We start from the raw sequence: 14,560 nt of genomic DNA on the forward strand, positions 1-14,560 counted from the left end.
GAGGCACAAAACGCGTTTCTGGAAATCAATCTTTACAAAAACCGACTGCAGATCAGCATCCGTGATGACGGGCGCGGATTTGACCCTGATGTGCGCAAGCACGAAACCATGGGCATCCGGAATATTCACACGCGGGCAAAAAGATTGAACGCCGAACTGAAAATTGATACCGCCCACGGTAAAGGCACATCCATCGGCCTTAAACTAAACCTTTAGCGTATACCCCATAATAGGTATAAAGAAAGCCGGGATAATTTAGGAAATTAGCATTTTATATTTACCGAAAAGCATGCTCCAGATAGTTTTGTTAGAGGATAATTTACATTACCGGCGCGGGCTGGAACAGATTATTCATGATATGAGCGGTGTAACTTTAATTGGTTCTTATTCCAATGCCGAAGCCGTATTAAAAAAAATTGACCAGCTTAAACCGGATATCTTTATCGTGGATATAAACCTCGAAGGCATGTCGGGCATTGAATTTATACGGCGGGCCAAGCCCTTTGTCCCGCATGCCGAATTTTTGATGTGCACCATCAACGATGACAACACCAATATTTTTGAATCTTTAAAAAGCGGCGCAACCGGCTATATGCTCAAAGAATCTTCGGCCGATGAGATTAGGAACGCCATTACCGAAATTGCTGCAGGCGGTTCCCCCATGAGCGCCTATATCTCGCGAAGGGTCATCGCATCATTCAATGCCGACACCGATAAACTGCCTGCCCCTGCTGCCGAAAGCCTCACCGAACGCGAGGTTGAAGTACTTAACCACCTGGCCCGCGGCCTCCAGTACAAAGAAATCGCCGATCGCCTCGATATCTCTACCGGAACCGTTAAAAAACACATCCGCAATACCTACATCAAACTGCAGGTACAAAATAAAGTAGAAGCTATTAATAAATTCCGCGCATTCTGATATACCACTTTTTCAGTATTGCAGGGCTTAATGGTTAACGCTAATTTAGCGTTATAAAGAAACTAAAAGGCGTTGTTAAAATTAACTCCCTGTTGGTGATCTTTAAAGCCTAAACCTTATCACAATTGAAAGATCACACCGTGAAAGATGCCATCTAATTAAATCCTAAAACTACTGCCGGATTTTTTTTCTAACAGGATCAATAATAATCACTGCTTTAATCTGCACATTTGCACATCTGTAATTGGCATGCCTGCAATGATTATATCTGTCCCGCTCCGTATTATCGACCTGCATGACGATGGTTTCCACCCGCTGGTTGAAGTTATGCTGTTTGAAAAAACTTTTATTATGGTGCTGGATACCGGCGCGTCAAAAACCGCTTTTGATCAAACGGTGCTTTCCGAAGCCAATGAAACCATGAACATCTTAGCCAGCGATAAACTCTCCACTGGCCTCGGCACTAATACCATGGAATCTTTTACAGCAACAGTCAGCGACCTGCACATCGGCGACTTGCCTATCTCCGAATTTGAAGTAGCTGTGCTTGATCTTTCCACTATTAATGTCGCCTACGGCCAAATGGGGTACCCGCAGGTATTGGGTGTTTTGGGCGGAGATATTTTAATGAAATATAAAGCCGTTATTGACTATGGGAAACGGGTACTGAAACTAAAAAAGCCTTTGTCAAGCTTACGCGGGGCCTTATATATTCGAAGGTAATTTTAATTAATCAACAAGGGTCTGCTCCAAAAATACCCATTGGGTTATAACAAAGCTATAATTGGCATAATAGTCAAAATGACAATTATAATTTCGATATCAATCGAATAAAAAGACAATAATTCCTAAAAAGAATATTTTTTTGTTATTTTCTATTAATAAATTCATAACATTTTATTTATATATTGCGTATAAGTTAATAGCGCTGGCCGGCTGCTGAAATTAATTCTTCTTTTACATCTAAAACGTAACGAAAACAATGAAAAGAAAACTATTATTAGGGATCGGACTAAGCGTGCTTGTCGGAGTCTCTGTACTATTCTCCTGTTCAAAAGACAAGGCTGCAAAAACTACAACCACCAGCCCAACCGCTATTCCGGATGATGTACTGAAAAGTATTACAAACTTAGGCTTCAGCACCGATGAAGTGCGCAGGCAGGGCGATGGCTATCTTGTTGAAGGAGATATCCTGCTCACTAAAGCTAATTTAGCCGAAGCAAGCACCAGCCCTACCTTAAGAATTGCCGATGTTGAGCAGTACCGTACCACAAACCTGGTTAAAAATCTGCCCAGGACAGTAACCGTATCAGTTACAAACCTGCCTACTGTTTACCTTAACGCGGCTACCGCGGCGGTTGCACGTTACAATGCTTTAAACCTCACGCTTAAATTTCAAATGGTTAGCAGTGGCGGCACAATCGATATCATCGGCTTTAACGAGGGCCCAAGCGGCGGTTATATCACTTTAGGTTCATCAGGCTTCCCTACTTCATCGGGCGACCCGTATAGCCAAATCCAGATGAACACCAACGAACAGGCTTATGGCACTAACCCTGATCTGGGTTATGTAACATCAGTTATTCAGCACGAGTTGGGCCATTGTATCGGTTTCCGTCATACCGACTATATGAACCGCGCGTTCAGCTGCGGCGGCCGACATGTAAACGAAGGTTCGGCAGGCATAGGCGCTATCAACATTCCGGGCACACCAACCAAGGCAGATGCCGGCTCTTGGATGTTAGCCTGCTCAAGCGGTACCGACCGTACGTTTAATGCCAACGATCAGATAGCGTTAAACTATTTATACTAATAGCGCCTATAGTTGTTTTTTACATTTCAACTAAATAGCTTTATCAATAAAGGGGATGCTGCAGCTCCCCTTTATTGGTTTGATCACATTACCGCCTATGACAAAAAGACTACCTGTTACCATATTGCTCCTTTTTTTAAGCTTTAAAGTGTCATGGTCACAAAAACACATGAGCGACGAGGCAATTGTCTCACTTTATAAGGCAACATCTTTATCTCCGCAAAAAAATCCCAACCAGTATCACCTTGTAAAATTTAAAGATCCGGCACATATCGATAACCGGAAATACAATATCATCAAACGGGTTTCCTATAACTATTATGTAGTATCATCAGCCTCGGCTATCAAAAGCGATGCTAATATTATAAATAACAGCGCCGCTTCCCCCATCTGGAAAGCTTCGGATAACCTTGCAAAAAACTGGAAGCAGCACCCGGCACACACACAAGCCATTGAGGTTACAGTTACAGCTGTTAATGACACCGTTATTAAGCACATTCAACAATCCGGAGCCATTACCGGCCAAACCGGCAACTTAGTACGTCTTAAAATCAAATTAGAAAACCTACCTGCCTTACTTCAGCAGGACTATATATTATTTGCCAATGAGGTGCGCCAACCTCATGAAGAACTTGCCATTAGCGATATAGATCTCGGCTTAAATACCATATCGGCTATAGGGGCTAATTTTCCGGGTATAACCGGATCCGGCGTTAACGTTTCGGTAAAAGAAGACCGCTACGATAATGATCTCGATCTGTTAGGCCGCAGCTTCACATCCTTTAAAACCTCTGATATCACATCGGGGCATGCTACCACCATGGCAACCCTCATAGGCGGCAACGGCAACTCATATATCAAAGGCCTGGGAGTTGCACCCAAAGTAAATTTCACGTCATCATCTTTTGTACAATTAATGCCCGATAGCACTACCGTTTTTAAATCATTCAGGATTTCGGTGCAAAACCACTCGTATGGTACTGGCATTGAAAATTATTATGGGGCCGAAAGTGCCGCTTATGATCAGCAGATCTTTGAAAATGATTCGCTGGTGCATGTATTTTCATCGGGCAATATCGGCACTTCTGCACCCGAAAGCGGGGTTTACAGCGGCATAAGCGGGGTAGCCAACCTCTCGGGCGACTTTAAGCAGGCTAAAAATGTATTGGTGGTTGGCGGCACCGGCAGGACGGGTGTCCCCGAACCCTTAAGCTCGGCAGGACCGGCATATGATGGCCGCATCAAGCCCGAATTAATCGCGGATGGTGAAGATGGTACGTCTGGCGCGGCAGCCCTGACATCAGGCACGGTAGCTTTGATGCAGCAAGCTTATAAAACACAATATAAACAGATGCCATCTGCCGCGCTTATAAAAAGTGTACTCATTAACTCGGCCAATGAAACAGGCTCATCAGGTCCCAGCCATAAAACAGGCTATGGTTTATTGAATGCATTGGAAGCATTGCGTACCATCAATGAAAAACGCACTTTTACCGGCTCTGTCAGCAATGCTACACAAACAGACTATTCCATAACGGTCCCCGCGAATTGCAGTGAGCTTAAAGTTTCGTTGGCCTGGAATGACCCCGCGGCGGCCGTTAACGCACCATGGGCATTGGTAAATGATCTTGATCTTACCGTCACAACACCATCCGGGCAGCAAATTTTACCATGGGTGCTTAGCAGCTTCCCTTCTGCCGATTCGTTATCTGCCCCGGCAAAAAGACGAGTGGATACATTAAACAATACAGAACAAATAAGTTTACAAAACCCCGTGGCTGGCATATATATGGTGCATGTTAAGGGCAGGAGGGTTACTGCCGGTGCTCAAAAATTTCATGTTGCCCACCAGGAGATTATTTCAAACCGGTTCGAATGGATCTACCCCTCGGCCGGCGACCAGCTTTTTGCCGCCGAGGATAATTACCTGAGATGGCAAAGCTCATTCAATACCGCATCGGGTACAATAAGCGTTAGCTATGATCATGGCCAAACCTGGCAGGCCATTAATAATGCCACCCTTAAAAACCGCTATTATACCTGGACAACGCCCGATGTTTTTACCAAAACCATGCTTAAAATGGATATCGGGGGTCAAACTTTTACCAGTGCGGAATTCAGCATTTCAAAACCTTTAACACTTGATATAGGGTATAATTGCGCCAGCGGCACACTCCTGCAATGGAAACCCCAGCCAGGCAGCATAGGCTACAGCGTTTATACTATTAAAGATAACCTGCTTCAAAAACTTGTATCAACTGCTGATACCAGCATCATCATACCCGCGCAACAACAAACTTCAACTTATTTTGCGGTGAGCGCTACAGGCGGTGGTTTTGAGGGCATAAAAAGTTATACCATTAATGCTACCACACAGGGGGTTGGCTGCTATGTAAAAACATTATTGGCAAATGTAGTTAACAATACCGTTGTGCTCAACCTGCAGTTGGGCAGTGTTTATAATCTTAAATCCATCACCTGGGAAAAAACAACAGCTGCCGGCCAATACGATACTTTAAATACCATCCCGGTTAGTACAGCGGTAGATTATATATACGCCGACAATAATCCCCGGCGGGGCAAACAATATTACCGGGCAAAACTCACCACAATCAACGGCGATATCATATACTCCAACATAGCCGATGCTGTTTATTTACAGCCCCACCAATTTGTTATATACCCCAACCCTGTTGCCGGACAGATCAATATCATCAGCGGCGATATCAATAATTACGAATTTAAACTATACAGCATCGATGGTAAGTTAACTCTGGTTAAAAGCATCAATGAATTACAAAACACCATCCCCGTAAACCTCGTGGCAGGCATATATGTTTATACCATCGAACTAAATGGCAAAGTAGTTTACAATGGTAAACTGATAACAAAAAAGCCCTCCGGTTAACCGAAGGGCTTCATATACTTGTTTATTGAAAATTATTGACTAACAAATTTCTTAGCGTTGATCTTACGTTCGTTTTCGTTAAGATAGATCTTACGCAAGCGGATGCTTTGCGGCGTAACCTCAATATACTCATCGGCCTGGATATATTCCATTGATTCCTCCAACGAGAATTTGATAGCCGGAGCAATCCGTACGTTGGTATCACTACCTGATGCACGCATGTTGGTTAACTGCTTGCCTTTGGTTAGGTTGATAACCAAATCGTTATCGCGAATGTGTTCACCTAAAATCTGGCCCTCATAAATATCAACTCCGGGATCAACGTGAAACCTGCCACGATCCTGTAATTTATCAATTGCGAAAGCAGTAGTTTTACCGGTATCCATTGATACCAATACACCATTTAAACGGCCCGGGATCTGACCTTTCCATGGTTCGTATGCTTTGAAACGGTGTGCCATGATAGCCTCGCCGCCTGTTGCAGTTAACACGTTGTTACGTAAACCGATGATGCCGCGTGCAGGGATATCAAATTCAAGGTGTTGCAAATCGCCTTTAGGCTCCATGATCAACAAATCGCCTTTACGTTGAGTTACAAGTTCAATTACTTTACCTGCAACATCACCCGGTACGTCAACAATCAGGGTTTCAACCGGCTCACATTTAACACCGTTGATCTCTTTAATAATAACCTGCGGCTGACCAACCTGCAATTCATAACCTTCACGGCGCATAGTTTCGATCAATACTGATAAGTGAAGGATACCACGACCATAAACCAGGTATGAATCAGGCGATTCGGTTTCAACAACCTTAAGCGCCAGGTTTTTTTCCATCTCTTTGTACAAACGATCGCGCAGGTGGCGTGAAGTAACAAATTTACCTTCTTTACCAAAGAAAGGTGAAGTATTGATGGTGAACAACATGTTCATTGTTGGCTCATCAATTTTAATTACTTCCAGTTGTTCCGGGTTTTCAAAATCGGCAATGGTGTCGCCAATATCAAAACCTTCAATACCAACTACGGCACAGATATCGCCCGAGCTAACTTCAGTAGCACGTACTTTACCCAAGCCTTCAAATGTATAAAGCTCTTTTATTCTTGATTTTTGGATGGTGCCGTCGCGTTTTACCAAAGATACCGGTTGGTTTTCCTTAATGGTACCACGTGCCACACGACCGATAGCGATACGACCTACGAAAGATGAATAATCTAAAGAGGTGATCTGCATTTGTAAAGTACCTTCAGCAATAGGCGCCGGAGGAATGTTTTCCAAAATAGCATCCATTAACGGGAAAATATCCGTTGTTGGTTTTTTATAATCGGTGCTCATCCAGCCTTGTTTTGATGAACCGTAGATAACCGGGAAATCCAGTTGCTCTTCAGTAGCTTCAAGGTTGAAGAATAATTCAAAAATTTGTTCGTAAACTTCTTCGGGGCGGCAGTTCTCTTTATCAACTTTATTTACAACTACAATTGGCTTAAGGCCTAAAGCCAAAGCTTTTTGAGTTACGAAACGAGTTTGAGGCATAGCGCCTTCAAAAGCGTCGCAAAGTAATAATACACCATCGGCCATTTTCAATACACGCTCAACCTCGCCACCAAAATCGGCGTGACCAGGGGTATCAATAATGTTGATCTTAACATCCTTATACCTTACAGATACGTTTTTTGAAACGATGGTGATACCACGCTCACGTTCAAGGTCATTGTTGTCAAGGATTAACTCTCCGGTTTGCTCATTGTCCCTGAAAATGGCACAGCTGTGCAGAATTTTATCAACCAAAGTAGTTTTACCGTGGTCAACGTGCGCTATAATCGCGATATTTCTTATTTTTTGCATGAAAATGCTCCCTAAAATTTGGCGCAAAGGTACGCTTAATATATGAGATTATAAAGCGTTCAGAAGTTATAGGTAATAATTAATGTAATCAAAGTATCAAAAGGCAGTTAATACCTTATCTCCCAAAAGCCCAAACCAAAAACTTGGCCATCGCCTTGCCCCATGTAGCGGGATTATGGGTGCCTCCTACTATTTCAACATATTGAATTTCTTCAGGGCGTTTAAAGCCCTTCATCTCCATTTCTTTGATCAGGTCGATAGTATCGTCAATGGCATCAATAATGCCGTTTTTGTTTCGATCGCTGGTTTCATCTTTAGTGCCGGTTTGCAGCCAGGCATTGATAGCCGGTTTGGTTTTAGTTTCCCTGATCACCTGGTGCATCAGCCTGTCGGCGTCGGTATAGCCTTTGGACAGGTCTTTTCCCCGCCACCAAAACGAACCGGAAAAAACGCCTGTTTTATTGAACAATGCCGGATTATTCCAAACAATATCAAATGCGGATAAACCGCCGAGCGAAAAGCCTGCAAAGGCCGTTGCATCAAATTCAGTAAAGCTGGTTAATTGTAGTAATTGAGGCAATAGTTCTTCCTTTATAAATTGTGTATATACACCTGCTTTGGCACCCCGGCCTTTAAAATCGGGTTTACCAGCAATGCCATATTCATCCAGGCGGCTATCTCCGGCATGGATAGCTACGATCAGCAGCGGCTTAAGGCGATTGGTATTATATAATGTTTCGAGCGTGGTTTTTAATCCGAGGTTCTCAAGCTCCTGTCCGTCATTAAGCAGCAGCAGGTTTAGCGGTTCGGCGATATCACTGTCTTCCGGCTTCAGGATGGTTAAGGTCACTTCCCGCTCCAGCAGTGCCGAGGTTATATTTATTTCTTGTTCGGTTATTGTCATTTCAGTATCAAGCCAGCCCGGGTACATCTCTTTCTAAATTAAAATTAAGGGCGCAAAAATAAGCTATACTTTTTACTTTTTGGCGGCTAAGGATTAATATTATCAGGCTGTTGCCTTTTTCAAACAAACCTCCTAACTTACAATCATTATAAAAACTACAAGCTTTGACCGAAAAATTTCACCGCTGGCACTCACCCAACACCAACACCGACCTCGAAATGCTGGTATTCGGCGACCGCGGTTATCCTGTGATCGTTTTCCCTACTACCAAAGGCCGCTATTATCAAAACAAAGATTTCGGCCTGATCGAGAGTGTAAAATGGTTTATTGATAATGGACTGGTGAAAATCTACTGCCCCGATACTATCGACGACCGCAGCTGGTACAATAAAGGCATCCACCCGGCCGACAGGGCCAAAACCTATGCAGGATACGATCGCATGTTGATAAACGAGCTCATCCCCTGGGTCATGCATGAAACAGGCGTTGGCAAGGTAGCTCTCGCCGGCTGTAGTTTTGGGGGCTATCATGCCGCCAATTTCGCGTTCAAACATCCTGAAAAGGTGAGGCATTTGTTTACCATGGGCGGGGCCTTTGATATTAAAATGTTTACCGATGGTTATTATGATGATAACATTTTTTATAATAACCCGGTCGATTTTTTGCCGGGCAGTAACCATCATGACCTTTGGCAAATGAACATTGTACTTGGTACATCCGAGTATGACATATGTAAAGGGTATAATATCCAGCTCTCAAATATTTTAAAACAAAAAAACATTAAACACTGGCTGGATATCCGCCCTTTTGCCAATCACGACTGGCCCATCTGGCGCGAAATGTTCCCGCATTATTTATCAACGATTAAATAGAAACAAGAGATCAGGATTCAAGAAACAAGAAAATAAAAAGCAAGAGTTTAAGAGACAGGAAAAAAATGAAAAAATAAAGAGCAAGATTTACATCAACCTGAAACCCAAAGAAAAACAAACATAAAAACACCTACTACCATGAAAAAAATCGGTATCTTATTCGGACAGGAAGATTCGTTTCCGCAGGCATTTGTTGACCGCGTGAACCAAAAAGCAGAAAAAGGCATCAGTGCCGAGTTTGTACGCCTTGATAAGGTAATGCAGGCCGAACCGCTTGACTATGCTGTGATCATCGACCGCATTTCGCAGGATGTGCCTTACTATCGCGCGGCCCTAAAAAACGCGGCTATTTGTGGTACAGCGGTAATCAACAACCCTTTTTGGTGGAGTGCTGACGAAAAGTTTTTTAACAACGCCCTTGCTGTAAAAATCGGAGTTCCGGTACCTAAAACTGTAATTCTGCCATCAAAAGAATTGCCGGATGATACCACCAGCAAATCATTCCGTAACCTGGCTTACCCGCTTGATTGGAATGGCATTTTCAACTATGTAGGTTTCCCTGCCTATATGAAACCTTTTGACGGCGGCGGTTGGAAAGAAGTTTATAAGCTGGAAAATGAGAAAGATTTTTTCAGCAAATACGATAAAACCAAACAGTATGTAATGATGCTGCAGGAAGAGGTTATTTTTGACGATTACTTTCGCTGCTATTGCATTGGCGGCAAGCATGTGCGCATTATGCAGTATGAGCCGCGTAACCCGCACCACCTGCGCTATGAGCATGGTAAAGCACCTGCATCTAAAAAGCTATTGGACACCATTAAAGATTATGTGATAAAACTAAACCAATATTTAGGTTACGATTTTAATACAGTGGAGTTTGCCGTTCGCGATGGCATACCTTACGCTATTGATTTTTGTAACCCCGCCCCCGACGCCGAAGTTACCAGCGTAGGCCAGGAAAACTTTGAATGGGTGGTTGAAACAGCCGCCGATTATGCCATTGAACGCGCAAAAAAACAAAAAGACGGCTTTGACAACCTTACCTGGGGCGAATTTGTAAAAACTTCGGCAGCAAAAATGCCGTTGGTAGCAGTTGCAAAAAAAAAGGCTGTTAAAGCAGATGTTTCCGTGGCTGTGGTTGACCATGCTATTGAAGACGAGGGCAAACCGAAGAAAACCAAAGCACCCGCAGCAAAAGCAGCTGTGGCAAAAGAACCGGCAGTAGCAAAAGAACCGGCGGTAAAAGCTGCCGCAGTGAAAGAAGCGGCAGTAAAAACCGCTGTGGTAAAAGAGCCTGTTGCCAAAGCTACAGCCGTAAAAGAAAAAGCAGCGCCTAAGCCTAAAAAGGCAGCTAAGAAATAAATAAAAGGTTGTCATTTCGAACGAGGAACGAGGAGAAATCCTGTACGCGCGATAAGCTATTCGTATAAGATTTCTCCCTACGGTCGAAATGACAACCGTTTTTTAAGTAATAACCCTAACCAATTATGAACGAATTTACCTTAGGTGTTGAAGAAGAATTTATGGTGATTGACCCGGTATCGCGGGAGCTAAAATCGCATGAGCAAAAAATTGTGGATGCAGCCCAAAAAATCCATGAAGACCAGGTGAAAGCCGAAATGCACCAGGCTGTAGTTGAGGTGGGTACACATATTTGCCGCAATACCCAGGAAGCCCGCAAAGAGGTAAGTAAGCTTCGTACCACGGTAGCGCAACTGGCAGGTGATATTGGTCTGCGGATTGGCGCCGCGGGTACACACCCGTTTTCGCACTGGCAGCATCAATTAATTACCGATAACCCCAGGTATTTTGAAATTGTGGATGAGATGCAGGAGGCGGCCCGCTCCAACCTCATTTTTGGTTTGCATGTGCATGTTGGCATCCAGTCGCGCGATATGGCTATTCATATTGCCAACCAGGTGCGCTATTTTTTGCCGCATGTGTATGCCCTTTCAACCAATTCGCCGTTTTGGGAAGGGCGGAACACGGGCTTCAAATCATTCCGTACCAAGGTTTTTGATAAGTTTCCGCGCACCGGTATCCCCGATTATTTCAGCAGCATTGAGGAGTACGACCGCTACATAAAGCTGCTCGTAAAAACCAATTGCATTGATAACGCCAAAAAAATCTGGTGGGATATCCGGGTACATCCTTTCTTTGAGACTATTGAGTTCCGCATTTGCGACTGCCCTATGCTGGTTGATGAAACCATTGCGTTTACCGCTTTATTCCAGGCTTTATGTGCCAAGTTGTACAAGCTCAGGGCGCAAAACATGAAGTTTATTAACTATTCGCGCGCGCTCATTAACGAAAATAAATGGCGTGCAGCCCGGTACGGTATCGACGGCAAAATGATAGATTTTGGTAAGGAAATGGAGGTAAATACCCGATCGTTAATATTGGAACTACTTGATTTTGTAGACGATGTAGTTGATGAGCTTGGCTCACGCGATGACCTGCAATACGTACACAATATCCTGGAGCACGGCACCGGTGCCGACAGGCAACTGGCCATTTACCAGCAAAACAATAACTTTGCCGATGTGGTGGATTATATCACCTCACAAACTTTGAAGGGGTTGTAGTGACCCACTCACCCCACCCAAACCCTCCCCGGAAGGGAGGGCTTTAAACAGTTTGGGATATAAAAGGGGAGATTATTTTTTAAACATTAAAACAAAAAGTCTCCCCTATCAGGGGAGATTTAGAGGGGGCATATGAAACCGGAAATAAAAGTGGCCATACTTGATCTGTATGATGGGATAGCGAACGAGGGTATGCGCGGTTTCCAGGATATTTTAAAGCGATACCGAACCGAACACGATCTGAATTTAACTTACCAGATCTTTGATGTACGCCGCAAATGCGAAATGGCCGATCTCAATTTTGATATTTATATATCAAGCGGAGGACCCGGCAATCCATTGGAAACCGAGGGTACCGAGTGGGAAAAGAAATACTTTAACCTGGTTAATAAACTGGAAGATCACAACTTATCTAACAACAGCAATAAAAAGCATGTGTTTTTTGTGTGCCACTCGTTTCAGTTAATGTGCCGTTATTACAAGCTCGGCGATATTAATATGCGGCGCTCGCCGTCGTTTGGCGTACTGCCGGTAAATAAAACCGGGCTTGGGTTAAATGAGCCATTATTTGAAGGTTTAGCCGAACCATTTTACGCTGTTGATTCGCGTAGTTGGCAGGTGATCAACCCGGATGAAAAACGCTTTAAAGAGCTGGGTATGCAACTGGTGGCGATAGAAAAAGAACGTCCGCATGTTGATTTACCAAGGGCAATGATGGCCATCAGGTATAACGATTATTTCTTTGCCACCCAATTTCACCCCGAGGCCGATGCCGGGGGCATGAAAGGCATGTTGCTTCGCGAAGAAAAAAAGGACGAAGTGATCAGCGAGCATGGAGAAGTTAAATACCGCGAGATGCTTGAACGCCTCGACGATCCGGATAAAATAACACATACCCAGCATACGCTTATTCCTAATTTTTTGGATATGGCGGTAGAAAGTGCGTTGGGTGTGATATAAACTGTAATTTCATTTTTTGTGTAGCGGGACTGTCATCCTGAGCCTGTCGAAGGACGCGCGCAGAGGCCCTGTCCACTATGCTTCGACAGGCTCAGCATGACCCGATTAATAAATTATCGTCATGTTGAACTTGTTTCAACACCCCACTTGCTAAGCCACATGCTAAGCAAATCGCCTACCTTTCTTGTGGGGTGCTGAAACAAGTTCAGCATGACGGCGTGGAGATGTCATTTCAGCTTTAGAGGTCACGGATTTAAAACTCAATATGACTTTGATTTAAAAATAATTATCGATGAATCCATCAGCCAGAAAAACATTTAACAACACATTCAGCGAGGAAAAGTACAGTCAATTTCTGAATCTTCTTAATGAAGGGCTACGTAAACCTGTTCCGTTCCGTGTTGCGGAAACACCGGTGTTTTTGACTGCCGATTTTCGTAATAAGCTCATCGCCGCCGGTAATGATATTGTTGATACTATCCTCAAGCCCAATTTCAAAGAACTGACCGAACGGGCTATTCCTGATTTTTGGCGGGTGGCCAATGAAAATGATCACCCGCATTTTATCGCCCTGGATTTTGGCATCTGTAAGGATGAGCAGGGCAATATCGTACCCAAACTCATCGAATTACAGGGCTTTCCTTCACTTTATGGCTTCCAGGTACATTTGGGCAATACCTACCGGGAAATTTATGATATCCCTGCCGACGAAACTATCTTTTTCGGAGGGTTGGACAGGGAAAACTATCTCGATCTGCTCAAAAAGACAATCGTAGGTACTTACCATCCTGATGAAGTTGTGCTAATGGATGTAAACGCCCCTGAGCAAAAAACATCGGTTGATTTTTACCTTACCCAAAAGTACATCGGCACGCCGGTTGTGTCATTGTCCGACCTGATCCAGGATGGCAAAAAGCTTTACTACATGGTGGGCGACCAAAAGAAACAAATTAAACGCATTTATAATCGTTTAATATTTGATGAGATAGCGGGCGATCCGGAGATCTTTACCAAAGTGGCCGATATCAGGCAGCCCCTTGAGGTTGAATGGATCACTCATCCCAACTGGTTTTATCGGGTCAGTAAATTCACCATGCCTTTTTTAACAGGCAATTACATTCCCAAAACTCAGTTTTTGCACCAGTTAGAACAAATCCCTGCCAATTTGGAAAACTATGTGCTTAAACCGTTGTTCTCCTTTGCGGGTCAGGGTGTAATTATCGATATTAGTAAGGAAGACATAACAACTATTACAGATCCTGAAAACTGGATTTTACAGGAAAAGGTAAATTACGAACCTGTTGTACAATCGCCGGAAGGCGGCGTAAAGGCCGAGATCAGGTTGCTTTATCTCTGGCCCGATGGGGATAAAAAACCCACACTTGCCATAAACCTTGCGCGGTTAAGCCGTGGAAAAATGATAGGCGTACGTTATAATAAAGATTACAACTGGGTTGGCGGCACGGTTGCTTTTATGCCCCGTTAAACTTTGTACTAATTACCCTGTCTGTACGTATATATTAAATAATGCTTAATTTTGTCTTTATGAATATGCAGATCATCATTATCGCGATACTTTTTGCAGGCGCTGTTTTTTACATTGGCCGTATGATGTACAGGGCGCTTACTACTAAAAAAAGCTGCGGCGGCAATTGCAAATGCGGTATTGATTTTTCAGGTATCGAACCCGGAAAAACCACCAAATAATGCCCAATTCTTATTTCATACAATCTTCATAAGTAACCCATACTT

12 protein-coding genes and 1 pseudogene are annotated in these 14,560 nt (G+C 43.6%); 11 read left to right on the forward strand and 2 right to left on the reverse strand.

Annotation, left to right across the window (positions count from 1 at the left end; all coding sequences use genetic code 11):
* The 5 genes and pseudogenes from IEX80_RS25270 to IEX80_RS25290 all read left to right on the forward strand — a co-directional run.
* Positions 1–216: pseudogene (locus IEX80_RS25270) on the forward strand (hypothetical protein); the annotation flags it as partial.
* A 73-nt stretch (positions 217–289) separates the two neighbouring features.
* Positions 290–919 carry a response regulator gene (locus IEX80_RS25275; RefSeq protein WP_176622502.1) on the forward strand — a complete coding sequence of 210 codons (630 nt, stop codon included), beginning with the start codon at positions 290–292 and terminating at the stop codon, positions 917–919.
* A gap of 249 nt (positions 920–1,168) precedes the next feature.
* A complete protein-coding gene (locus tag IEX80_RS25280; RefSeq protein ID WP_229701759.1) occupies positions 1,169–1,642 on the forward strand; it encodes an aspartyl protease family protein in 474 nt (157 codons plus the stop codon).
* A 259-nt stretch (positions 1,643–1,901) separates the two neighbouring features.
* Positions 1,902–2,732, forward strand: coding sequence for a M57 family metalloprotease (locus IEX80_RS25285; protein WP_090533853.1), 831 nt, complete (start codon positions 1,902–1,904; stop codon positions 2,730–2,732).
* Positions 2,733–2,829: 97 nt separating this feature from the next.
* Positions 2,830–5,640 (forward strand): S8 family peptidase, encoded by a 2,811-nt coding sequence (locus IEX80_RS25290; RefSeq protein WP_188834550.1) that lies wholly within the window; start codon positions 2,830–2,832, stop codon positions 5,638–5,640.
* 32 nt (positions 5,641–5,672) lie between these two features.
* Here IEX80_RS25290 and typA read toward each other — a convergent pair whose 3' ends face one another.
* Positions 5,673–7,484, reverse strand: coding sequence for a translational GTPase TypA (gene typA / locus IEX80_RS25295; protein ID WP_176622498.1), 1,812 nt, complete (start codon positions 7,482–7,484; stop codon positions 5,673–5,675).
* 115 nt (positions 7,485–7,599) lie between these two features.
* Positions 7,600–8,388 carry an alpha/beta hydrolase gene (locus IEX80_RS25300; protein WP_229701760.1) on the reverse strand — a complete coding sequence of 263 codons (789 nt, stop codon included), beginning with the start codon at positions 8,386–8,388 and terminating at the stop codon, positions 7,600–7,602.
* 164 nt (positions 8,389–8,552) lie between these two features.
* Between IEX80_RS25300 and IEX80_RS25305 the strand changes: the two genes are divergently transcribed.
* From IEX80_RS25305 to IEX80_RS25330, 6 genes are all read left to right on the forward strand, one after another.
* Complete coding sequence (locus IEX80_RS25305) at positions 8,553–9,260, forward strand: esterase family protein (RefSeq protein ID WP_090533863.1); 708 nt, start codon at positions 8,553–8,555, stop codon at positions 9,258–9,260.
* A 138-nt stretch (positions 9,261–9,398) separates the two neighbouring features.
* Positions 9,399–10,625 carry an ATP-grasp domain-containing protein gene (locus IEX80_RS25310; protein ID WP_188834552.1) on the forward strand — a complete coding sequence of 409 codons (1,227 nt, stop codon included), beginning with the start codon at positions 9,399–9,401 and terminating at the stop codon, positions 10,623–10,625.
* A 125-nt stretch (positions 10,626–10,750) separates the two neighbouring features.
* Complete coding sequence (locus IEX80_RS25315; RefSeq protein ID WP_090533867.1) at positions 10,751–11,848, forward strand: carboxylate-amine ligase; 1,098 nt, start codon at positions 10,751–10,753, stop codon at positions 11,846–11,848.
* A 132-nt stretch (positions 11,849–11,980) separates the two neighbouring features.
* Complete coding sequence (locus tag IEX80_RS25320; RefSeq protein ID WP_188834553.1) at positions 11,981–12,808, forward strand: type 1 glutamine amidotransferase; 828 nt, start codon at positions 11,981–11,983, stop codon at positions 12,806–12,808.
* 292 nt (positions 12,809–13,100) lie between these two features.
* Positions 13,101–14,294 carry a hypothetical protein gene (locus tag IEX80_RS25325; RefSeq protein ID WP_188834554.1) on the forward strand — a complete coding sequence of 398 codons (1,194 nt, stop codon included), beginning with the start codon at positions 13,101–13,103 and terminating at the stop codon, positions 14,292–14,294.
* Positions 14,295–14,335: 41 nt separating this feature from the next.
* Positions 14,336–14,515 (forward strand): FeoB-associated Cys-rich membrane protein, encoded by a 180-nt coding sequence (locus tag IEX80_RS25330; RefSeq protein WP_229701761.1) that lies wholly within the window; start codon positions 14,336–14,338, stop codon positions 14,513–14,515.
* Positions 14,516–14,560: the final 45 nt, after the last annotated feature.

The organism is Mucilaginibacter rubeus (assembly GCF_014643835.1).
Classification (GTDB): domain Bacteria; phylum Bacteroidota; class Bacteroidia; order Sphingobacteriales; family Sphingobacteriaceae; genus Mucilaginibacter; species Mucilaginibacter rubeus.